Raw genomic sequence first — 22,633 nt, forward strand, 5'->3', positions numbered from 1 at the left:
GTTATGTACTCAGAATCATCCAACGAACAATTAGCTGGCGCTTCTGTCTACCGTGTGGGTGGTAGCTTGCCTGTGGATGCGCCAACCTATGTAGAGCGACAAGCCGATCGCGAACTGTACGATCGCTTGAAAGCGGGAGATTGCTGTTATGTATTTAACTCTCGACAGATGGGTAAGTCTAGCTTGCGGGTGCGAACGATCCAGAAGCTAGAGCGAGATGGGGTGGTCTGTGCAACGCTCGATCCGCAGACGATCGGGACGCAGTTAGACCAGTCGCAGTGGTATGCCAGTGTGATCAGCAGCCTTGTGGAAAGTTTTGGATTAGAGGAGCGCTTCGATCTGGAAACATGGTGGGAAGCTAGACCTTTGCTTTCGCCTGTACGATGCCTAAGCGATTTTATTTCTAAGGTGCTTTTAGTTGAGATTTCGCAGCCAATTGTCATCTTTGTGGAAGAGATTGATAACTTGCTCAATCTACAGTTTAGAGCCGATGACTTTTTTATGCTGATTCGGGCTTTTTACGAAAACCGTACTCAAGAACCAAATTATAATCGTCTGTCCTTTGCTTTTGTGGGTGTGACTACACCGAACGACTTGATTCGCGGTCAAAATCACTCTGCTTTTAATATTGGCGTAGCGATCGAGATGGGAGGTTTTCTCTTGTCGGAGGTACAGCCTTTAGCGATCGGTTTGGAAGGCAAGGTCAGCAATCCTTCAGCAGTTATGGGTGAGGTGTTGAAATGGACTGGGGGACAGCCTTTTTTGACGCAGAAGTTGCTAAGTTTAGTGATTCGAGAAGTGGATGATGGACATGGCTTAGTTGGGGAAGATGTGGCGGGATGGATCGCTCAAATTGTGCAGGTTCGCATTATTAATAATTGGGAAGCTCAGGATGTACCGCAACATTTGAAGACTTTGCAGGATCGGGTGTCAAGGATTGATGAAAGGGGACGTGGGGAATTGTTAGGTTTATATCAGCAGATTTTAGGAAATTCCGCTCAGCAGGTTTTCAGAAATCCCCCCCAGCCCGCCTTGGGAAAGGGGGGAGAAGAGGAGGGAATCAAGGCTGATGATAGTTATGAGCAAATCCAACTGCGTTTGACAGGATTGGCGGTTAGGCATGATGACAGACTGGTGGTTTACAATCCGATTTATGCTGCGGTATTCAATCAGCAGTGGTTGGAGCGAACTTTAGCGGATTTGCGTCCAGCATTTTATGCGGAGGCGTTTCGATCATGGCTACTGGAGACAGATCAGGGGCAAAATCATGGTTTTCTGCTGCGGGGACAGGCGTTGGTGGAGGCGGAGATATGGGCGACAGGAAAGCGCCTCAGTGATGGGGATGAGCAATTTTTGCGTGAAAGCCGAGAAAAGCAAAGACAAGAAATGGATCTCCAATTGGAAGCAGAACGCTTAGCAAGGGAGACAGCCGAAGGAGCAAATCAAATTTTGATTGAGGCAGAGAAGACCGCAAAGCGCCGAGTAAGAATTGGTTCGATTATTTTAGCAGCAACACTTTTAGCTGCCAGTGTCGCAAGTGCTTGGGCTGTTAAAGCTGCAAAGGAGGTTGATGAAGCGAATAATAGAATTGCCAAAACTCAGCAAGAGGCAAAAGAGCTTACAGATAAAGCAAGAAATGATGCGGAAAATAATGCGAAGGTGAAGATTGATAAAGCTGAGCAACAGGCAAGAGCGCTTACAGATAAAGCAAAAAAAGATGCGGAAAATGATGCGAAGGTGAAAATTGACAAGGCTGAGCAGGAGGTTAAAGATCTGACAGATAAGGCTGATCGAGATTTGTCGGAAATGGAGCAAAGGGCTGGGACAGTTCAACTAGAAGCAAAACTTAAAGTGCAGCAAGCAGAACTTAAAGTACACGAACAATCCGTCAAGTTTATTGGCATCAATAGCGAATTACAGAAACGAGAAATAAAACTCAGCGAGTTTAAAAACAATTTACAAGATATCTGGAAATTGAGTCAAAGTGAACTCTATCGACAGCAAGGAAAATATGATGATGCATTGCAAAATTTAAATGAAGTTATTAAAGCTAATCCACGCAACAATTTTGCCTTGCTGAGCCGAGGGTTTACTTATGGAAACAAAGGTAGCTTTAAAGAAGCTGAAGCCGATTTTAGGGCTGCACTACAAATTGATGAGCAAGACGAAGTTGCTTACCGTAATCTTGGCTATGTTCTACAAAAGCAAAACAAACTAGATGAAGCGATCTCCGCTTATCGTAAAGTGATCGATATCAACCCCATTTATATCGATGCTTACAACGATTTAGGTAGTGTTTTTGTCAGTCAAAACAAACTAGACGAAGCGATCTCCGCCTATCGTCAAGCAATTGACATCGACCCCAAATATACCAATGCCTACTACAATCTGGGCATTGTTTTAGGCAAGCAAAACAAATTTGAGGAAGAGATCTCCGCCTATCGTCAAGCGATTGCCATCGACCCCAAATATACTGATGCCTACTACAATCTGGGCGTTGTTTTAGGCAAGCAAAACAAATTTGAGGAAGCGATCTCCGCCTATCGTCAAGCGATTGCCATCGACCCCAAATATGCCCCTGCTTACTACAATCTGGGCGTTGTTTTAGGCAAGCAAAACAAATTTGAGGAAGCGATCTCCGCCTATCGTCAAGCGATTGCCATCGACCCCAAATATTCCCGTGCTTACCACAATCTGGGATCTATCCTAGACGACCAAAATAAACTAGACGAAGCGATCGCCGCCTATCGCAAAGCTATTGCTATTGATCCTAAATATACGGCTACTTACAACAATATGGGGGTTACTCTAAATAAACAAAACAAACTAGATGAAGCGATCGCCGCCTATCGCCAAGCAATCTCCATCGATCCCAAATATGCCTTGGCTTACTCCAATCTTTGCCGAGCAGGTAGTATTGCAGGACAAGCAAGAGAAACACTATCTGATTGTGAACAAGCCGTCGAACTTGCTTCGCCAAACAATAAAGACTTTTATAGAGATTATCGGGGACTTGCTAGAGCAATTACTGGAAATATCCAAGGTGCAATTGAAGACTTTCAAGCATACTTAAAAGTGCAGAATGCTAGTAGTAATAGATATAAAATTCGTCAGCGATGGGTTGAGGAATTGCGTGCAGGTAAATCTCCCTCTGAAATCTTCACCAAAGAGGTTCTTGAACAATTGAGAACCGAGTAAAGAAGATTTTCCATTTAGCGATCGCATTTTTTTGTGATGAATTTAGCGATCGCTGATTTTATCTACAACGCTCTATTTGCGATCTCGCTTGATGATGACAAATTGCGATCGCAATTTTTATCTATAAGGCTCAATTTGCGATCGCGCAATTGATGATGACAAATTGAGATCGCAGATTTTGTCTATAAGGCTCAATTTGCGATCTCGCTTGATGATGACAAACTGCGATCGCAATTTTTATTTATAAGGCTCAATTTGCGATCGCGCTATGTAGATTTATTAACTTGGTTCATAATCAACACAAATTACTAAACCAGCCAGCAATTCTTGCAAAACCTCATCAGAAATTCGACCCAATTGCCTCACAAATCGCTCAGTTGAAATACTCCGAACTTGCAAAACATTTCCCGCAGAATCTCGACTGAGTTGATTCTCTGGACTCGCCTCAATCTTTACCATAAACAGGCGATCATGAAATTTTTCTTGCCAGCTTGTGATCGGAATAACAATTCTTAAAGGAATGGGATTAAAGATTTCGACGCTAATAATCACAACAGGACGAGTCTTCTGAATTTCTTGCCCCCTAGTTGGATTCAGGTCAACTAACCAAATTTCTCCCCGCTTAGGAATACTCATCATCAATTTCCCAATCTTCTGTATCTAAAACAGAAAACTCTGTAAGTTCTGGCTCACTTAGAAAATCATTAGCAGTATTGGTAATAAACGGAGTAATGTGATGATGTCTCTCTGCGATAGGCATTAACGCAATCTCGCGAAGAGATAGCTTAGATTCTGCATTTTTTGTATTAGAAGTTTGTCGAAGTCGTTCCGTAAACTCAAGAACTTCTTGCAGCTTTTCGAGTGGTAGCGATCGCAAATTTCTTAAGATGATTTGCTCAATATTAGCTGTACTTTGCATAGATTTTTATTTTGCTGATACATACTGACTATATTTAGCTTACTCTATGCGAGCGCCTATTTCCACCTTACGCAACTTATATCTTTTTAGGCGATCGCAATTTTTATCTGTAAGTCTCTATTCGCGATCGCAATCGATGATGACAAATTGCGATCGCCCCTAAACGAGTAAAGTTTATAATAGGCAAAAGCTAATTCATTAACATTAAAACCTATGCATCAACTCCAAGAACAATACATTACCAACGCTCAAGGCGATCGCATAGCAGTTATCCTCGATATTACTGCATATCAAAAGTTACTTGAAGAAATGGATGAATTTCTCTGCTGGAAAGGATATCAACAAGCAGTTGAAGAAACAGACCCAGAAATTGCTAATGGTGATTTTATAACCCTAGAGCATTACCTAGCAAATGAAGTACAGCAAGCATCATGAGTTATCAAGTTAACTTACCAAAAACAGTTCAGAAGCAACTGAACGCATTACCGCAGGAACTCAAAGAACGGATTTTAAAGTGCATAGTGCAGTTACAAGAAGAACCTAGACCCGCTAACTCATTACAAATGAAGGGAGGACAAGGCTTTCGATTGAGAATTGGAGACTATCGTGTTTTGTATGATATTGACGACAGTAGTAAACTCATCAACTTAAGACGTATAGGACATCGACGTGAAATCTATCGAGATTTGTAAGATATTTTGCGATCGCCGATCTCAACCTAACTCAATTTCAGACTTTTACCGCGATCGCAATTTTATCTACAAGGCTCTATTGATTTTTTGACTTAGCGATCGGCAATATCGCTAATATAGATTAAGCTATCACTAAAAAAGTTATGCAAAAACTGACATTAGAGCTACCTGAGCCACTTTTTCAACAGTTGACTCGCATTGCCGAGCTAACCGCTCAACCTTTAGAATCGTTGGCTTTACAGAGTATTACAGGTAATCTGCCACCCTCAGTCGAGAACTTGCCATTAGAAATGCAAGCTGAGTTATCGAAAATGCAATTATTAAAAGTCAATCAATTATTAGAAATTGCCCATAGTCAAGTCTCAGAAATACATTGCGATCGTCACCAGTATTTGCTTGAGAAAAACCAACAGTCTGAACTTTCTGAAACAGAATATCAAGAACTCCAAAATTCAGGAAAGACAGTCGATCGGATGATGTTAGCCAAAGCCCATGCATGGGCAATATTAAGGTGGCGCGGATATCCAATCCCAACCCTAGATGAGTTGCCAACAGAAGCATAATGTCATCTATCCCAATGGCTATTCGCCAACAAGTTATTTCTGAAGCTGAGCATCGCTGTGAGTACTGCCTAACCTCCAGTCGGCTAATCGGTATGCCATTAGTTATCGATCATATTATGCCTAAATCTTTAGGTGGCGGCGATGAGCGCGAAAATATAGCAGCTTCTTGCTATCGCTGTAATGAGTTTAAAGGTGCAAGAATTCAAGGTGTCGATCCTGAAACAGATGAGTTGACAATGTTCTTTAATCCACGAAAAAAATTATGGATAGAACATTTTGCTTGGATAAATGGAGCAACTCAGGTTATTGGTGTAACCGCAACTGGGAGAGTGACAGCCACAGCTTTACGAGTCAATAATGAATATATTGTCGCGACAAGAGGTATTTGGGCAGCTAGAGGCTGGCATCCACCTTATTAGTTGTAATTTTTGCATAGGCGATCGCAATTTTTATCTACAAGGCTCTATTTGCGATCGCGATCGATAGATGACAAATTGCGATCGCCTAGCAACTTTTTGGCTTCTGAGCTATAGTTATGAAATCTAAGGTAAAGACTAAATCAATGGAAGTCCAGAAGCAATCCAGCCAAGAAAAAATTACACCACTAAGCGATCGCATCATTCCCCTTCAAGTTGCGACTCAAACAAATTTGCAAATAGAGCAATTACTCTTAGATATTACCAATCGACTTGTACAAGAATTTAGACCAGAAAATATTTTTTTATTTGGCTCCCATGTTTGGGGAAACCCTCACAAAGACAGCGATCTGGATTTACTGGTTATTGTCACAGAAAGCAATCTCTCCTCTAGCAAACGTTCTTCTATTGCTTACCGATGCTTAAGGGATATTCCTTATCCCTTAGATATTTTAGTAAAAACCCGAAAAGAAATAGAAAAATTTGCACAGATTCCAATATCTCTAGAACATCAAATATTAAATAAAGGAAGATGTCTTTATGGATAGTAAAGACGAATTAGTGCAAAATTGGCTTATCAAGGCTCAACACGACTTACTCGCTGCCAAGAAACTAAGTGTCGAGCCAGAAATCTATGCAGATATTGCAATCTATCACTGCCAACAATCAGCCGAAAAAGCCGTCAAAGGTTTTTTGATCTTACATGACCAAGAATTTCCGAGAACCCATGATATCCGTTTGCTTATTCAATTAGCGATTAGGATCAACCCAAGTTTCGAGCATTATCAAGAAACCTCAGAAATACTCACTCCTTATGCCACAGAGTTTCGATACCCAAGTGATGTAATGCAACCGAACCCAGAAGAATTAGCGGATGCACTAATTAAAGCAGAAGAGCTTTTCGATTTTGTCAATTCTCTTCTCCCTGATGAAATCAAAACTTCTTAGCTTAAGCACAACTAAAGATAAGAAAAATGATCGCCTCTTCCTTTTATCACTCAACTTCTGACTTTTGAGGTGAATATTTTTATCTAAAAAGCTCTATTCGCGATCGCGCTTGATGATGACAAATTGCGATCTCTGATTATGGAAGATTGGATAGGCGATCGCTGTCAAAACCTGAAAAGTCTTATATTATGGTAAGTATCGTATAAATTCATGCTATCAGGCATTACAAAAAATGCAAGTCAGTTATCGATTGAATGCTAATGAACTTGACAACAGTTTTCTAGAGAGCTTAAAAGCTGCTTTCCAAAACAAAGAAATGGAGATAGTTGTATATGAAAGTGATGAAACCGCTTTTCTGTTACAAAATCCCGCTAATAGAAAGAGATTACTAACTGCAGTGGAAAACATTCAAAACCGTAACAATCTCGTAGAACTTAATTGGGATAATATCTCTTGAGAAGACGAATCCTCTTTGAAGCAGAAGCCTTTGAGGACTATAACGCATGGGCATAAATGGATCGCAAAATTTTAGAACTTATCAAAGATATTGAGCGATCGCCTTTTTCAGGTATCGGTAAACCTGAACCTCTAAAATATGGACTAAGTGGATTTTGGTCAAGACGCATTAGTGATGAACATCGTCTCGTCTATCAAGTCACTGACACAGAGATTCTAATTGCTGCTTGTAAAAGTCATTATGAGTAAATGAGATTAGAAATAGGCACGAGCGATCGCTTATTTCTAACTAACTCAATTTCTGACTTTTGAGGCGATCGCCACTTTTCAAATGGATTCTCTCTTTACTCCTGAACAAACGCTAGATGAGGATTTTTTGCCTGAAGGTTAGTTTCTAGATTTAGTGACGATAGCATCAAACTAATAATTGCTAGTATATCCCTTAATTAGGACTGCTCGAATCTTTTTACTCAGGAGCAGCAAAACAGTCAAGAAAAATATGATAAATAATGATGGAGCTATTTTCTTTTCTTTCGTGTTCGCTAGTCCATACATCAGTTATAGAAGATAGAACTTGAGCTTTTTGCAATAACTGCTTTATGCACAAATCTGGACTATCCTTAAAACTTCGGTGTAACTCAGTTTCCCAATAAATTGCATCATCACTTTGTAAATACCCTATCATTGCTGCTTCTGGATATTGTGAGGCATAAACTCCTTTGATAAAGCATTGCAATCCCTCTTTACCGACATATTTACTAATAGGATAGCCGTTCTTCCGCAATCTCTTGGCTTCAAAGATATACTGTGGTCTTGGGCAATTATGACCACTAACAATGACTAAATCTAGTCTGCGCCTTTTCTTGCCTGTACGTCCTTCAACAGCAACTGGTTTTTCTTCATGAATGTCATATCGGCGAAACTTTTTGGGAGTACGTGGATTATCTAGTCGTTCTCGTATAGCTTCCACTATAATTCCTGTGATTTCTTCTTCTTTGAGATTGTCATGAATTTGCGGTAATGCATCTTCATATCCCCAAGCCAATAGTTGATGAGCATTAATACGAAAACCTGAATCATTGTAAGAACCCAAAATAAGTGGATCAAGTTTCTCTGCGACCATTATCAAACTACCTCCAATGGTTGGCGATTTGAGCAGAGAATTTCTGAAATAATATCATCAGAATCTCTCAGAGCTTGCGTTCTAGTCCAATCGATTAAACGTGCAGATTTACAAATATAGACTCTTGAACGTTCAAAGATACGCAAACTCCTCTGGACATAAACCCATTGGCTAAAACGCTGTTTCATCTGTTCTTGAATATAAGTAAATAATAATGATGAATTCTCTTGAGCTTTTTCAATGACTACATCTATACGATTATTAGAAGGAATAAACTCAATTGAACAAATAACTAGATTTTTTGAATAAGTTAATAAAACTTTGTGCTTAAGTCCACTATCTTCAATAAAATCATCAAGTTCATCTCTTAAACATAGACCGTAACTAAGTAAATCATTTTCTCGTGGATGTTCTGTTGCAATAGCAACTGCTTTACCCTTATTAAGGCTCAACTTAATTTGAGTAAAATCTCTTGCTAAAATATTAAGGTCATCGGGCAAATTGAGAATATTTTCAATAGAGTTATCAAGCATTTCCTGTAGAGAACTGGTAGGAAGAGTATTAGATCTCTCCAAGTCTACTAACTCTCTTTGCAAAGAAGCTAGTTGAGAAATTTGCTTGATTGACATTAAAGGGATGGGTATCTTTTTTATGTCTTTTGCATAGACTCTACTTCTATCAATACCCCATGAAGGACTTTCAAAAAACAAAAAATATTGAATGATACTAGAACTCATAAAAACAGATAGCGCACGAAGACAATCAGAATCTTCTAGATTCTCTACAGAGATCCCTGTATATGGTGCTGGAATTACAAAGCTTTCATCGCTATATATGCAATAAGCCGCATTAAATATTATGTGAGGAGCCTTGATTATCTTTAGTCCTGATGTACCACTGCGACTACGAAGAAAGCACATTTGAGATGGAATATCTTCCAGTACATCTTCAGGAATTGAAAGTTTCCGCCTTTTTTTTGTTAAAGTATCTACGTTTAAAAGCTTATTTACTCCCAAATCTGGAATGTGAATAAGGCTTTCCCTAGTTGATCTAAGAGAATCCACTCCATTTCTTAATAGTACTCCTTGATAAAGATTCCAACCTTTATCTAAAACAATTTGACCTAGAGTAATAGGTAGTATGCGACGTATTTGACGAAGAGCTTTCTTATCTCTATAACTACCCCAAAGTGCAAGTTTCCATGTTATTCCTTCTCCGCTTTCTGCATCATTTGGATTTACTGTCTGTATTTCATTTGAGTTGATTGTTATTGCCCAAGTTGGATTCTTTTTATCTCGTTTCCAAGGACGGTTAAAGATTTGATTTGCTACAAAAGGAGCATAGTGAATAATTTCAGGTTTGTCTATATCGCCATTAGATAAAGCTTTTCGATAGACAATCGTTGCCGCAGGCGCTTCTCCCCTACCGCCAAAAAGTACATAAGCTAAGTTAGAAAAGTTTGTAACTCTTCTTACTTCATGCTGCTCAAAGAAGAGTTTCCGATATTTTGTAGACTCATGATTAAACAAACTCATAGCATGTATAAGCAACCCCACGTATCCATCTGGGGTTAGTAAATCAACTACACGCCAACTAAATGCTTCACAAACGCGCTTCCCTGTGGTGGGTCTTTGCGCTGAATTGTTTCTCTTCATCCAAGACAGTGCTAGGTCTTCGTCGGTTGCTTCTGATTTAAGTTCAATCCAAGGTGGATTGCCTACAATCCAGTCAAATTTTTTACGTTGTTTCCAGAAATCGGACTCATCATCGAAAAAATCACACTCAAAGATTTGCTTATTGTGGAGTGAAGGAAACTTGAACTGTTTATTGCGATGTAAAAATGGTGGATCAATGTAATTTAGCAAGGTCAAAATTAGGCTAAACTCTGCAACATAGCAAGCCTCTTTATTTCTCTCTATGCCATAGATACTGTCACACAAAATCCTTCGTAGTTCTGTAGGCTTAAGTTTATTATTTGGGCTTTGGGCTAACTCCAATTCAATAAGTCGGCGGTAGGCTAACACTAGAAAAATTCCTGATCCACAACAGGGATCAAGAATTTTCATCCCTTTTTGTAGTGGCTTAGATTCTTGTAGTTCACACAACAAATAATCTGCTAAAGGTTCAGGAGTATAAACAGCTCCAACTTTTTTACCTGTCCCTTGTGAATTCAAAAACTGTTCGTAGATAGATGATAATGTTTCAACTGGTATATAAGAAAAATCGTAAGCGTTAAAGCCAAGATGTAGTTGTCCTGATTCAAGATCGTCGCCTTTAAATGCAGAAGCAACTAAAGCTACAATCTCATTGTCGCCTAATATATCTTCTACATTTGAAGGGAGTGGGAAAATAGCTCCATTAAAACGACTTTCTAAAAGCTCGGTTAACTTAAGCAATCCTTCTAGAGTTGCATTACGTCCTAAAACAACATCTGAATTTATATTGTTTTCTGCTAACCATTCTTCTGAGAGAATCTTTCGATCATAGAGATAGCGAATATAAACGTACTTCCCAATTAATGCATGAGCAATTGGTAGATCTACATTTCTATCTTTCAGGCGCTTTTCTAGTTTCTCAAGATTAGTAAGCAAGTGCATATCCACTCTGTTTTTAGTGGAAATATTTTCTGACTGCGTTTTCCAGATTTTTCCAGAATCAATAGAAACAGATCCAAAGTCTACAAGTTTCTCACGGATGTTTTCAAAAGTAAGCTTAGCAATATCTTGGATTTCATTTACTAATCCTTTTTTTTCATTTCCTAGAGAAAAGTCAAATCCTGTATAAACTCTAATTTCATTGGGCAACAAAATAATTAGGAAAGGCGCATTTCCCAAGTTCCAAAGCCTTTGATGGATTTTTCTAGCTTCGTCCTTTGTTTTAGCTTCAGCAACATACACAGCAGGACGTGGCGGAAGAGTTTTTTGTTCGGGTGGGCTAGTCTGAAAGAGATAAGCTCCCCTAACTCCATCAACTTTCTTAGCCGCACGAAAAAGATGCTCAGTCAAAGGCTCCTGCGAAGACTCATTCGTAGAGCGATAATTTTGTGACTGAGTATATCCGAGCTGGTCTAAGAGTTGATCTAGGTTCAAAAGATGTCTCTAGTAAAATGTCAATCCTTTATTCTAAAGACATTGTAGCGATTTTAGGCATTTTTTTTGAGTAAGGTTACGCTAATTAACTAAATAATTGGGATACTTTGCGATCTGGATTGTATCAATAAATGCGCGGTTGCCCACTACAACATGACATATAGTGGACGACACGGATAACCTGATTTTGTAGTTCCTAAACAGTAAGGTTGAAGATTGAGTTTAGATAGCAACTCCAAAACAAGGCGATCGCACTGCATCAAATTACAGTTATTTACCGATGCAACAGCAAGCTGTTTTGCAGATTGACTCAACGATTTGTGAAGAAACCATGTATAAGTATGTCCCATCATTTAAGAAACGCCAAAATTTGAGATCAAGTTACAATGTAGGTGTGCTGAAATAATTTATCAGGAGTACATCTGCCAACTATGACCATCGCAACCGATATCGCAACCCCCACAGATCTCAAACTAAGTGAGAGAGAGCAAGACCAAAGCTATCAAATGGCGCAAGCAGCCGCGATCGCTGCGGACGATCGCAAGGGAGAAAATATCGTTTTGCTAGCGATCGGGGAAGTGTCGAGTCTGGCTGAGTATTTTGTGATTGCTACAGGATTTTCTAAGGCCCAGGTAAGAGCGATTTCGGGTATGGCTGAAGAAGTGATTGCCGAAAAGTTTGGGCGTAAGCCTAGAAATATTGCAGGTGAGCAGGATGGCACTTGGATTTTGCTCGATTACGGCGATGTGATCGTCCATGCCATGATGGCTCAAGAGCGCGAGTATTATGACTTAGAAGCATTTTGGGGTCATGCACCAAAACTCGAAGTATTTTTGCCAGACGAGACAGGAAAAGATGAAGTTGTAACTGCAATATAAAAAACCAAAAACAAAAGCAACCCGAAGGGTTGCTTTTGTTTTTGGTTTTTATAGCATTGGCTGCAAAGACAAGCGATAATTGAAAAATCTCGTTTAAATTTGGATATATCAGAGTTTATGAAGATTGGCGATCGCGTTCGTGTCAAGACAGCATTAAGTGTTTTTCACCATCCTGAACACAAAGGCAAATCCTTTGACATTTCAGGGCTGGAAGGCGAAATTGTCCGTGTGCATACGGATTGGAATGGTCGCCCGATCAGTCCGAACTATCCCTATGAGGTGAGATTTACACCTAAATTTGTAACCCATTTAGGCGATCACGAAATAGAATCAGTCGGTTAAGATCCCAATAAATTATAAAAGGCTGGCTTAGCCCGCCTTTTATAATTTATTACTCCCTTCCCACCCAATAAATAGACGTTAGTCAAGAATTGGTGGTGCGGGGCAAAGCCCCGCACCACCAATTCTTGACAGAGAAGGGAGTAGTACCTGAATAAATCGCTACCATTGGTTTACATATATGGAAGCAACAATTTTCAGCATTGTTTTTGCTTTATTAAGTGGCACTTATATCTATCGCTCCTTTCGGATTATCGAAGAAGGGCAAATTGCACTGGTCGAACGGTTTGGGAAGTATCAAAAGACGATGGAACCAGGCATCAACATTGTCCTGCCATTTATAGATCGTGTCTCCTTAATCAAAAGCGCCCGTGAGCAAGTCCTAGAACTGAAGCCCCAGCCTTGCATGACCTCTGATAATGTTAGCGTTAATGTCAGTGGCACCATGTATTGGCAAATTACTGATCTCCAAAAAGCTCGTTACAACATAGAAAATGTCGATCAGTCTTTGCAAATATCGTTGACAACCCAAATCCAAACCCAGATTGGACGCTGCGAACTGGACTTTATCATCGGTGGTCAAGAAGAAATTAATACCGAAATTTTAAAGGGAATTAGTAATGACACTCAAGATTGGGGAATCAATATCTTGCGAGTCAGGCTCGGTGAGATTACGATTCCGAGTTCAGTTCTTCTGTCAATGGAAAAGCAAAAGGCAGCCGAGATCGAGAAAAAAGCGATGATTTCCCTATCTGAAGGTGTGAAAACTTCAGAAATCACTAAGGCCGAGGCTGAAGCTCGCTCTAATCGGGTATTAGCAGAATCAGAGCGTCAAGTTCAGTTAGAACAGACAGAGGCGATGGCTCTTTCGATCGAGCGGATTGCCAATGCGATCGCTAAGCATCCCAATGGCAAGGAAGCGGTGCAGTATTTATTAGCCCAAAAATATCTTGCCATGGGGCAGGCGATCGGGGAAAGTCCTAGCAGCAAAGTTTTGTTTATGGACCCAGATTCCATCCCTGCGGCGATTCAAGCATTGTTAGCCATGAACGATATCAAAATCACTGAAACAATGACAGAGAAGATCACTGAGGCGATCGCCAAACAACCCTATGGAGCAAGTGGCAATATTTCCCCAACGTTACGTAATTTACCTGAGCTTAAGCAATTTCCACCACCATCGGATAGCGAGAAAGGCACTCCTAGCAGCAATTAATACCAATTTCCGAAAGTGTAGTCACACTTTCGGAAATTATAGCTGTCGCCAAGTGTACTAGGACAAATCAAAACCCAAGAATTGATTGGCGGCGCTTCGCGCCGCCAATCAATTCTTGGGTTTTGATTTGTCCTAAGACGAGTGACTGCGACGATAAAACCCAAACCCAGTAAGGCTTTTTAACTCTCAAAATGGCAACACCATTTTGAGAGTTTGTATATAGGATTTTAAATGCTCAAAATGGCGCTGCCATTTTGAGCATTGGTGTAATAGGCTTGCAGCATTAGTTGCTTGAGATCAGCGATTAGAGGATAGCGCGGATTTGCGCCAGTACATTGATCGTCAAAGGCTTGATCAGCCATGTCTTCGACATGTGTCATGAAGAACTCTTCACCAATACCTTGCTCCAAGAGAGCGTCCTTAATTGTGTCAGGAATATCTACTTGACGTTTGAGCTCTTCTACAGCAGCGATCAATAGCTCAACTTTCTCATCATCTGTTTCACCTCCTAAATGCAAATAGTTAGCAATCTGGGCATAGCGCCATTTGCTATTTGGATATTTATTTTGTGAGAAAATCGCTTGTTTAAAGGGAACATCCGTCGCATTGTACCGAATGACATGGGAGATCATCAACGCATTGGCTAGCCCATGAGCAAGATGGCAAGTACCACCTAACTGATGAGCAATCGAGTGACACACACCCAAGAAGGCATTGGCAAAAGCCATCCCTGCGATCGTGGCGGCATAATGGACTTTTTCGCGCGCTTTAGGATCTTTCGCTCCATTTTTATATGCACTAGGCAAATACTTGAATAACAACCGAATAGCCTCTAGAGCTAATCCATTCGTATATTCTGAAGCAAGTACAGAAACGTAAGCCTCGATCGCATGGGTGAGTGCATCAATACCACCATAGGCTGTCAGACGTTTCGGAATATTTAGCGTCAGTTCAGGATCGACGATCGCCATATTCGGAGTCAATGCATAATCGGCAAGCGGATATTTGATATGCGATTTCTCATCGGTGACCACCGCAAAAGGCGTGACTTCCGAGCCAGTGCCTGATGTCGTAGGAATAGCCACCATAATCGCCTTTGTACCAAGGGGAGGCAACTCGTAAACACGTTTACGAATATCCATGAATCGCATCGCTAAGCCTTCAAACTCGATGTCAGGATGTTCGTACATTAGCCACATGATTTTGGCAGCATCCATTGGCGAACCACCCCCAAAGGCGATAATCACATCGGGGTGAAAGCTGTTGCATATGTCTAAGCCTTTGCGAACCGTGGCTAAAGATGGATCGGGTTCTACATCATAGAAGGTGTAATGAGCAAGTCCGATTTCTTCTAAACTATCAGTAACCTCTTTGGTTAAACCTAGTTCAAACAAAGGGCGATCGGTGACAATCAATGCGCGTTTTCGACCCGCCAGATCTCGCAGTGCGACAGGCAAACAACCAGACTTGAAATAAATCTTTGGTGGGATGCGAAACCACAGCATGTTCTCCCGCCGTTCAGCCGCCGTTTTGATATTTAACAAATGTTGTGGGGTAACGTTTGCGGACACCGAATTACCACCCCAACTACCGCAACCAAGCGTCAATGAAGGATCAAGGCGGAAGTTATAAAGATCGCCGATCGCACCCTGCGAAGATGGAGTATTAATCAACATCCGAGAGGTTTCTAGTTTGCTCTCAAAATAGCGAATATGTTCTTGATTGTTGGCTGCGGTATAGAGTACCGAAGTATGTCCATGCCCTCCAAATAAGACCAGCTCTTCAGCTTTATCGACAGCATCATGGAAATCCTTAGCACGATACATAGCAAGGATTGGCGAAAGTTTCTCATAGGCAAAGGGTTCATCCTTAGAAATCGCTTCCACTTCACCGATCAAAACTCTGGTATTTTCTGGTATGCCAAAGCCTGCAACTTCGGCAATTTTGATCACCGATTGCCCGACGATCGCAGCATTTAGTCTGCCATCATTTAAAATTACTTGACGAATCTGATCGCGTTCTGATTCATTGAGGAAATATGCGCCACGCTTAATAAATTCTTCCCTCACCGCCTCATAAATTGCCTCTACCACGACCACCGACTGTTCGGAAGCGCAAATCGTGCCATTGTCAAAGGTCTTACTGAGAATAATTGAACTGACCGCCATTTGAATATGCGCGGTTTCATCAATGATTGCAGGTGTATTACCAGCACCAACTCCAATGGAAGGGTGCCCCGAAGAGTAAGCAGCCTTAACCATCCCTGGCCCGCCCGTTGCCAAGATCAGCTTAATGTTCTGATTTTGCATCAAAGCTTGAGAAAGTGGCACAGTCGGTTCATCGATCCAGCCAATGATGTCGGGAGGTGCACCTGCGGCTACAGCAGCATCAAGGACAATTTTTGCAGCAGCGATTGTACAGTCTTTGGCATGGGGATGAGGCGAGAAAATAATTCCGTTTCTCGTTTTCAAGGCAATCAAAGACTTGAAAATAGTTGTGGAAGTAGGATTGGTGACAGGTACGATTCCTGCGAGTAGCCCTACAGGTTCGGCAATGCGTTCATAGCCAAAATGCTTGTCAGATTCAATTACACCGCAAGTTTTATCATTTTTATACTTGTTATAAATCATTTCTGAAGCAAAGTGATTTTTGATCGCCTTGTCTTCGATTACGCCCATACCCGATTCTTTAACTGCTGCTTTTGCTAAAGGAATCCGCGCCGCATTTGCAGCCAAAGCAGCCTGTTTAAATATGCGATCGACCTGCTCTTGCGTAAAAGTAGCATATTCAACTTGAGCAACTTTCACTCGTTGAATTAGCAACTCTAATTCTTCAATATTTGTAACTTTCATATTTAATCCTTCTAAATTTAAATTAAAAATTACGAATTACGAATTAGCAATTCGTAATTTTTAAATCCCGATCGCACCAAGTGCATTGATCCCGCGATCGCGAAATATCTCGACTGTTTGCCTTACTAATTCTGGGGATGCTGGTGGCGTGTCTTTAAGGGAGTAAGGCAAGCCCAACTGTTCCCATTTATATTCTCCCATTTTATGAAATGGGAGAACTTCTAATCTTTCAACATTTTTTAAGGTGGCAATGAAATCAGCAAGTTGGCTGATATTATCCTTGTTATCAGTGAGGTGCGGTACTAGCACAAATCTGATCCATACAGGCTTGCCAATATCGCTGAGATATCTTGCCATCGTTAGAGTTGGTTCAATGGAAACATTAGTGACTTTGTAATAAAGTTCAGGGATATAGGATTTGATATCAAGAAGAACCAAGTCTGTTTCTTCGAGAACTAGTTTAGCAACTTCTAATGCACAGTAACCAGAGGTGTCAAGGGCAGTATGTAAGCCGATTTGATGACAACGAGCAAATATTTCTCTAGTAAATTCTGGCTGCATCAGTGGCTCTCCGCCACTTACGGTGACACCTCCTTTGCGAATATAGGATTTACATTTACTAATCTCATCGATCAGATAATCAACGGTAACTTCCTTGCCATCATGAGCATTGCGACAGTCGGGATTATGACAATATAGGCAACGTAGAGGACAGCCCTGAGTGAAGACTATAAACCTGATTCCCGGCCCATCAACAGTGCCAAAGGTTTCGATTGAATGAATGCGTCCAATGCCAGACATAATATCTCCTCTTGATTTTTAGAAAGAGCCGCAAAGCAGCACTTTTTAAAACCTATACCCGTTCGTGGAACGTACGCTTAATTACATCCATTTGCTGCTCACGGGTAAGCTTAATGAAATTTACCGCGTAGCCTGAAACCCGAATTGTCAATTGTGGATAGTTTTCGGGATGTTCCATTGCATCTAGGAGAGTATTGCGATCAAGGGCGTTCACGTTAATGTGATGACCGCCATCGTGGAAATAGCCATCTAACAGATTAACTAGATTATTTGTGCGATCGCATTCCTGTCTACCCAATGCTGTAGGCACAATCGAGAAAGTGTTAGAAATACCATCCTGACAATCGCCATAGGGAAGTTTAGCCACCGATGAAAGCGAAGCGATCGCGCCGCAACAATCTCGTCCATGCATAGGATTCGCACCTGGAGCAAATGGTTCACCTGCCCTGCGTCCATCGGGAGTGTTACCTGTTTTCTTGCCATAGACCACATTGGAAGTAATTGTCAGAACTGATTGGGTCGGCACTGCGTGGCGATAGGTGGGATGCTTACGGATTTCATTCATGAATCTTGCTACGAGGTCAACAGCAATGTTATCTACGAGATCATCATTGTTGCCATACTTGGGATATTCGCCCTCAGTGACATAATCCACAGCCAAGCCCTGCTCATTCCGAATCACTTTCACCTTAGCGTATTTAATTGCTGAAAGCGAATCCGTCACTACTGACAAACCAGCGATCCCGCAAGCCATCGTCCGATAAACATCGCGATCGTGCAAAGCCATTTCGATGCGCTCATAGCAATATTTGTCATGCATGTAGTGAATGACATTGAGGGTGTTGATGTATAGCTTCGCCAGCCATGCCATCATCTGCTGCAAGCGATCATTGACTTCTTGATAATCGAGATATTCACTGGTAATCGGTGCAAAGTTAGGAGCGACTTGATCCCCAGACTTCTCATCTTTACCGCCATTAATTGCATAGAGCAGAGTCTTGGCGAGATTTACCCTAGCGCCGAAGAACTGCATCTGTTTACCGATTCGCATTACTGATACACAACAGGCGATCGCATAGTCATCACCATAAGTCGGACGCATCAGGTCATCATTTTCATACTGAATTGAACTGGTATCGCTGGAAATTTTGGCACAGAACTGCTTGAAGTGATCGGGTAAATGTTCTGACCAAAGGATAGTTAGGTTAGGTTCAGGAGCAGTACCAAGGTTAGAAAGTGTATGCAAGAAACGATAACTAGTTTTGGTAACCAAAGTCCGACCATCGGCGCTCATTCCACCGATCGCTTCGGTTACCCATGTGGGATCGCCTGAGAATAGGGCGTTGTAGTCAGGTGTGCGTAAAAATCGCACCATTCTCAACTTCATCACAAAATGGTCGATTAGTTCTTGCAACTCGACTTCTGAGATCGCGCCATTCCGCAAATCACGCTCGAAATAAATATCTAAAAACGTCGAAACTCGACCAAGGGACATAGCAGCCCCATTTTGTTCTTTGACCGCACCTAGATAGCCAAAATAAAGCCACTGCACAGCTTCTTTTGCAGTCATTGCAGGATGACCGATATCAAAGCCATACTTCTCAGACATTTCCTTTAGTTCAAGCAAAGCACGAATTTGCTCTGACAACTCCTCACGCAGGCGAAGGGTTTCTTCATCCATTACATCTAGTTCGAGAGATTCTTTCTGCGTCTTTTTATCGTCAATCAGGCGATCGACTCCATAAAGAGGTACGCGACGGTAATCACCAATGATGCGTCCACGTCCATAGGCATCGGGCAGCCCTGTAATGATCCCCGATTTCCTTGCTTTTCGCATCTCACTGGTATAAGCATCAAACACGCCATCGTTATGGGTTTTGCGATACTTAGTAAAAGTCTCTTCTGTTTGGGGATCAAGCTGATAGCCATAGGCTTCCAACCCAGCTTTAACAACGCGAATACCCCCATAGGGCATAATTGCGCGTTTAAGTGGTTTGTCAGTTTGCAAGCCGACAATTTGCTCCAATTCACGATCAATGTATCCTGCATCATGAGCCGTAATAGATGTTGGTAGTTTCGTATCCACATCCAATACACCCTTTTCCCGTTCTAGCTTCATTAGCTCAAGAACTTTCTGCCAAAGTTGCTCAGTTCTTGAGGTTGCCGCAATCAGAAACTCAGCGTTTCCCTCGTAGGGACTATAATTTTTTTGAATAAAATCTCTAACGTTGACTTCTCTAGTCCAAATGCCTTCCGTAAAGCCCTGCCATTCGACATACATAGCTTCAACCTCCATGTTTTTGTGAAAGATATAAGCTGTTTTTTATCTTCCAAATCTATTATAGATTTATCAATTAGTTCCAAAGATAATGCTGTTAATGTCATTACAAAAGTTAACTACGCGATCGCTTTATATCAATTATCGAAAGTGTGACTTTATCAACCAAAAAGCTAACGAGAGTTGCGGCGCAAAGCGCCGCAACTCTCGTTAGCTTTTTGGTTTTATTTCTAAGAACAGGTTTCTTATGGAAAGGACGACAATTATTGCCATTCACACAATTTTGATGGAGAGGTTATGAGCGGTTGTGGATATTGATAAAATCCCTCAACATTCAGTTTTGCCTGACTAAATAAGATCCATTCAGTACTTCCACCCCGATCCTTAGCAGTACGAATGACCTTACCATCCTTGAGCGACAAGTGTCCTTCTTCATCCCATTTAAATTCGGTTTTGGGAATACTAATCCATTGGCGACCACCCCAAGATATTGCTAGAGCTTCGCCTGCAACTAGACTGCCCTTCACCATGCCACGGACACAGATCAAATCATCCGAATGCGGATAGCCATAATATCCATCCACGCGATCGCCTGTTTTCACAAAATTAAAACAGACCCCTGCACCATTGCGCCAATCTTGGGGTTTCGGTTGACTACAAAACTGATAGTTGCCATTTGCTAAAGTAGCGATCGCATTTTGAGCATGAGCTTCATCACTAGAGATTAATACACCTAGAGTGATAGCTGCCAAAATCACGCCGCAGAACTTGAAGAGATTATTTCTGCCAAACACAACTGCATCACCTCCTAAATATTAGGAAGTAGCTTATATCTATAATTCTACTCCTTTTGATACAGAAATTCCCGATCAAACGTATCAATCAGCAATTCTTATTATAAAAATTGGCTTTGTTGAAAGTCTTACGACGACGAACTTTCAACAAAGCCAATTTTGTGGTTTGCAGCGCCTTTGGCGCTGCAAACCACAAAATTGGCTTCATATTGAGAATTACCAGAACCAACACTTTTCAAATTTGTTGGTTCTGGTTTGAGCGCTTAGCGCTGTAAATATGCGACAAATGGCTTAAACATTAATTGGAACTGTCCGATCGCAACTCTCGTCAAAACTGCCAGAACAGGAATTATCCAGACAGCAGAGAAGCAAATGAAAACTAGAGCGATCGCCTTGAGCCTGATATCGGCAATCTTAGTCAGCATTCCTAGCTTTAGCAAAGCTGCATCAGCCGCCCCCATCGATTTTGATACAGACGAAAAAATCACGATGGAAGTCTATCGTTCGGCGAATCCTGCGGTGGTGACGATTAAAACCACAACTAGCACAGGCTCAGGTAGCATCATTAGTCCTGAAGGCTTAGTAATTACCAATGAACATGTAATTCGTGACGCAAAAAATGGCATTGTCAGAATTATTAATACTGAAGGTAAAACCTATAACGGGCAGGTTCTCACCATCGATCGCAAGAATGATTTAGCACTAGTTCGGATTACCTCTAGCGATCGATTCCCTACCCTAGCATTCGCCGATCGCGAAAATATTCTGGTTGGTCAAAAGGTATTTGCGATCGGTAGTCCCTTTGGATTGTCTGGAACTCTTACCACAGGTATTCTTAGTCGTGTTGCGACCGATGGCGATCTGCAAACCGATGCCAGACTCAATCCTGGTAATTCTGGGGGGCCATTGCTCAACTCTCGTGGTGAAATGATTGGCGTGAATAAGTCAATTCTTAGCCCTGATGGTCGTTCCAATACTGGGATTGGCTTTGCAACGAGCGCCCCCATCGCTAAAGAATTTATCACTCGCAGCGCGGCGCTCATCCAGCCCAAAACTGTAGCCAGTCTTCCTAATTCTCAAATTAATTCTCAAATCAAAGATGCTCCAGCCATGGCTCCTACAACTGCCGCTCCAGCGATCGCATCTGTAAGATTTGAACGCCCTCAATTAGGAGTAATTCTCAATCCAGCCAGCCTCACCGTTTATGAAGTACGACCTAACTCTCTAGCCAGTCAAATGGGTTTACAACGAGGCGATCGCCTTGTTAGTTTAAATGGTACACCTCTCAGCGATGCCAAACAAATCGTTGATTACCTAGCTCAGCGCCCATCGGTAGCTCTTTTGACCGTAGCCAGAAATACAGGGCTTACCAACTATCAAATCAAGTTTTAATGTATGGCGATAGCCAATCAAGCCCAAAAAAAGAGGGTTGCGGCGCAACCCTCTTTTTTTGGACTTGATTAAGGCTTGCGGCAATATTGTTGTAACTCCTGTTCTAAATCAATTCCGTTGTTACCAATAGAAATCAAATTTGCAGATGCAGCTTGGAATGCCGCATAATCTCCCTGATCTTGATCGCGCTTTGCTCTTGTCAATTTCTCCCCTAGCTCTTCAGCAAATTTTAGATAGCGTTCTTGTAAGGATTTGAGCTGTATATCTTCGACTTTAAGGGTCATTAAATCTTGTTTTAGGTCATTGATATAACGCAAAATCACCGACAATTCCGTTGTGTTCGCGGCTCCCGCAGATTTGTCGGTAATAGTTATAAATGCTTTACATTCAGAGGCTCTATTCACCTTATCCAATACTTTTTCATTCGATTTAATAACCGAATTTATAGGCGCGGCGAAGGTATTGGTATACATCCCGCAGGGAGACAAGATAGCTCCAATTGCAATTACATTCAAAAGGGTAAGATTTAGTTTCATTTGGAAAATATATTTCTCTAATCTGTTGGACAACTAAGAATCCATTTAAGAATTGTAGTTTCCCCCCCCTAGCCCCCCAATTCTGGGGGAAACCCATATTTACAGCAATTTGCTTTCAAACCCGCCACAAACAAGAATATAAA

At 41.4% G+C, this 22,633-nt stretch carries 24 protein-coding genes; 13 read left to right on the plus strand and 11 right to left on the minus strand.

The window, feature by feature from the left end; genetic code table 11:
• Positions 1 to 3: 3 nt before the first annotated feature.
• The gene (locus APA_RS18895; protein WP_201323796.1) at positions 4 to 3,198 is read left to right on the plus strand and encodes a tetratricopeptide repeat protein; all 3,195 of its coding nucleotides are present in this window, start codon (positions 4 to 6) and stop codon (positions 3,196 to 3,198) included.
• Between the two features lie 279 nt (positions 3,199 to 3,477).
• Here APA_RS18895 and APA_RS18900 read toward each other — a convergent pair whose 3' ends face one another.
• Positions 3,478 to 3,834 (minus strand): type II toxin-antitoxin system PemK/MazF family toxin, encoded by a 357-nt coding sequence (locus tag APA_RS18900; protein ID WP_201323797.1) that lies wholly within the window; start codon positions 3,832 to 3,834, stop codon positions 3,478 to 3,480.
• Positions 3,821 to 4,117 carry a hypothetical protein gene (locus APA_RS18905; RefSeq protein WP_201323798.1) on the minus strand — a complete coding sequence of 99 codons (297 nt, stop codon included), beginning with the start codon at positions 4,115 to 4,117 and terminating at the stop codon, positions 3,821 to 3,823. The genes APA_RS18900 and APA_RS18905 overlap by 14 nt, the downstream gene beginning before the upstream one ends.
• 213 nt (positions 4,118 to 4,330) lie before the next feature.
• On the opposite strand from APA_RS18905, the gene APA_RS18910 reads away from it, so the two are divergent.
• The 8 genes from APA_RS18910 to APA_RS18945 all read left to right on the plus strand — a co-directional run bounded on the left by APA_RS18910 (position 4,331) and on the right by APA_RS18945 (position 7,441).
• Entirely contained in the window at positions 4,331 to 4,552 is a 222-nt protein-coding gene (locus APA_RS18910; RefSeq protein ID WP_201323799.1) for a hypothetical protein, read from the plus strand.
• Entirely contained in the window at positions 4,549 to 4,809 is a 261-nt protein-coding gene (locus APA_RS18915) for a type II toxin-antitoxin system RelE/ParE family toxin (RefSeq protein WP_201323800.1), read from the plus strand. The genes APA_RS18910 and APA_RS18915 overlap by 4 nt, the downstream gene beginning before the upstream one ends.
• Before the next feature lie 143 nt (positions 4,810 to 4,952).
• Positions 4,953 to 5,372, plus strand: coding sequence for a hypothetical protein (locus APA_RS18920; RefSeq protein ID WP_201323801.1), 420 nt, complete (start codon positions 4,953 to 4,955; stop codon positions 5,370 to 5,372).
• Positions 5,372 to 5,791 (plus strand): HNH endonuclease, encoded by a 420-nt coding sequence (locus APA_RS18925; RefSeq protein WP_201323802.1) that lies wholly within the window; start codon positions 5,372 to 5,374, stop codon positions 5,789 to 5,791. Before APA_RS18920 ends, APA_RS18925 begins: the two co-directional genes overlap by 1 nt.
• Positions 5,792 to 5,907: 116 nt before the next feature.
• Positions 5,908 to 6,336: a nucleotidyltransferase domain-containing protein gene (locus APA_RS18930; RefSeq protein WP_201323803.1), complete on the plus strand. Its 429-nt coding sequence runs from the start codon at positions 5,908 to 5,910 to the stop codon at positions 6,334 to 6,336.
• On the plus strand, positions 6,329 to 6,736 hold the full coding sequence (locus APA_RS18935; RefSeq protein WP_201323804.1) for a HEPN domain-containing protein: 408 nt from the start codon (positions 6,329 to 6,331) through the stop codon (positions 6,734 to 6,736). The genes APA_RS18930 and APA_RS18935 overlap by 8 nt, the downstream gene beginning before the upstream one ends.
• Before the next feature lie 232 nt (positions 6,737 to 6,968).
• Positions 6,969 to 7,193, plus strand: coding sequence for a hypothetical protein (locus APA_RS18940; RefSeq protein WP_201323805.1), 225 nt, complete (start codon positions 6,969 to 6,971; stop codon positions 7,191 to 7,193).
• Between the two features lie 56 nt (positions 7,194 to 7,249).
• Positions 7,250 to 7,441 carry a Txe/YoeB family addiction module toxin gene (locus APA_RS18945; protein ID WP_201323806.1) on the plus strand — a complete coding sequence of 64 codons (192 nt, stop codon included), beginning with the start codon at positions 7,250 to 7,252 and terminating at the stop codon, positions 7,439 to 7,441.
• Between the two features lie 217 nt (positions 7,442 to 7,658).
• Here APA_RS18945 and APA_RS18950 read toward each other — a convergent pair whose 3' ends face one another.
• The 3 genes from APA_RS18950 to APA_RS18960 all read right to left on the minus strand — a co-directional run bounded on the left by APA_RS18950 (position 7,659) and on the right by APA_RS18960 (position 11,757).
• On the minus strand, positions 7,659 to 8,315 hold the full coding sequence (locus APA_RS18950) for a hypothetical protein (RefSeq protein ID WP_201323807.1): 657 nt from the start codon (positions 8,313 to 8,315) through the stop codon (positions 7,659 to 7,661).
• Positions 8,316 to 8,317: 2 nt separating this feature from the next.
• Positions 8,318 to 11,320 carry a class I SAM-dependent DNA methyltransferase gene (locus APA_RS18955; protein WP_236579857.1) on the minus strand — a complete coding sequence of 1,001 codons (3,003 nt, stop codon included), beginning with the start codon at positions 11,318 to 11,320 and terminating at the stop codon, positions 8,318 to 8,320.
• Positions 11,321 to 11,550: 230 nt separating this feature from the next.
• A complete protein-coding gene (locus APA_RS18960) occupies positions 11,551 to 11,757 on the minus strand; it encodes a hypothetical protein (protein WP_201323809.1) in 207 nt (68 codons plus the stop codon).
• 78 nt (positions 11,758 to 11,835) lie between these two features.
• Here APA_RS18960 and rsfS point away from each other — a divergent pair, with 78 nt between their 5' ends.
• The 3 genes from rsfS (at position 11,836) to APA_RS18975 (ending at position 13,837) form a co-directional block, all read left to right on the plus strand.
• Positions 11,836 to 12,282 (plus strand): ribosome silencing factor, encoded by a 447-nt coding sequence (gene rsfS / locus APA_RS18965; RefSeq protein WP_201323810.1) that lies wholly within the window; start codon positions 11,836 to 11,838, stop codon positions 12,280 to 12,282.
• A gap of 99 nt (positions 12,283 to 12,381) precedes the next feature.
• Positions 12,382 to 12,624, plus strand: a complete 243-nt coding sequence (locus APA_RS18970) for a ferredoxin-thioredoxin reductase variable chain (RefSeq protein ID WP_307837311.1) — start codon at positions 12,382 to 12,384, stop codon at positions 12,622 to 12,624.
• Positions 12,625 to 12,802: 178 nt separating this feature from the next.
• Positions 12,803 to 13,837 carry an SPFH domain-containing protein gene (locus tag APA_RS18975; RefSeq protein WP_201323811.1) on the plus strand — a complete coding sequence of 345 codons (1,035 nt, stop codon included), beginning with the start codon at positions 12,803 to 12,805 and terminating at the stop codon, positions 13,835 to 13,837.
• A gap of 227 nt (positions 13,838 to 14,064) precedes the next feature.
• Here APA_RS18975 and adhE read toward each other — a convergent pair whose 3' ends face one another.
• The 5 genes from adhE to APA_RS25280 all read right to left on the minus strand — a co-directional run bounded on the left by adhE (position 14,065) and on the right by APA_RS25280 (position 21,050).
• A complete protein-coding gene (gene adhE / locus APA_RS18980; RefSeq protein ID WP_201323812.1) occupies positions 14,065 to 16,689 on the minus strand; it encodes a bifunctional acetaldehyde-CoA/alcohol dehydrogenase in 2,625 nt (874 codons plus the stop codon).
• Between the two features lie 60 nt (positions 16,690 to 16,749).
• The gene (gene pflA, locus APA_RS18985) at positions 16,750 to 17,490 is read right to left on the minus strand and encodes a pyruvate formate-lyase-activating protein (protein WP_201323813.1); all 741 of its coding nucleotides are present in this window, start codon (positions 17,488 to 17,490) and stop codon (positions 16,750 to 16,752) included.
• 52 nt (positions 17,491 to 17,542) lie between these two features.
• Complete coding sequence (pflB, locus tag APA_RS18990) at positions 17,543 to 19,771, minus strand: formate C-acetyltransferase (RefSeq protein ID WP_201323814.1); 2,229 nt, start codon at positions 19,769 to 19,771, stop codon at positions 17,543 to 17,545.
• Between the two features lie 260 nt (positions 19,772 to 20,031).
• Positions 20,032 to 20,562: a hypothetical protein gene (locus APA_RS18995; protein WP_201323815.1), complete on the minus strand. Its 531-nt coding sequence runs from the start codon at positions 20,560 to 20,562 to the stop codon at positions 20,032 to 20,034.
• A 263-nt stretch (positions 20,563 to 20,825) separates the two neighbouring features.
• Positions 20,826 to 21,050: a hypothetical protein gene (locus APA_RS25280; RefSeq protein ID WP_236579859.1), complete on the minus strand. Its 225-nt coding sequence runs from the start codon at positions 21,048 to 21,050 to the stop codon at positions 20,826 to 20,828.
• A 1-nt stretch (position 21,051) separates the two neighbouring features.
• Between APA_RS25280 and APA_RS19000 the strand changes: the two genes are divergently transcribed.
• On the plus strand, positions 21,052 to 21,954 hold the full coding sequence (locus tag APA_RS19000) for a S1C family serine protease (protein WP_236579861.1): 903 nt from the start codon (positions 21,052 to 21,054) through the stop codon (positions 21,952 to 21,954).
• A 68-nt stretch (positions 21,955 to 22,022) separates the two neighbouring features.
• Here the strand turns inward: APA_RS19000 and APA_RS19005 are convergent, their stop codons facing one another.
• Positions 22,023 to 22,358 (minus strand): hypothetical protein, encoded by a 336-nt coding sequence (locus tag APA_RS19005; protein ID WP_201323817.1) that lies wholly within the window; start codon positions 22,356 to 22,358, stop codon positions 22,023 to 22,025.
• Positions 22,359 to 22,633: the final 275 nt, after the last annotated feature.

The organism is Pseudanabaena sp. lw0831, from assembly GCF_016584665.1.
Taxonomy (GTDB): domain Bacteria; phylum Cyanobacteriota; class Cyanobacteriia; order Pseudanabaenales; family Pseudanabaenaceae; genus Pseudanabaena.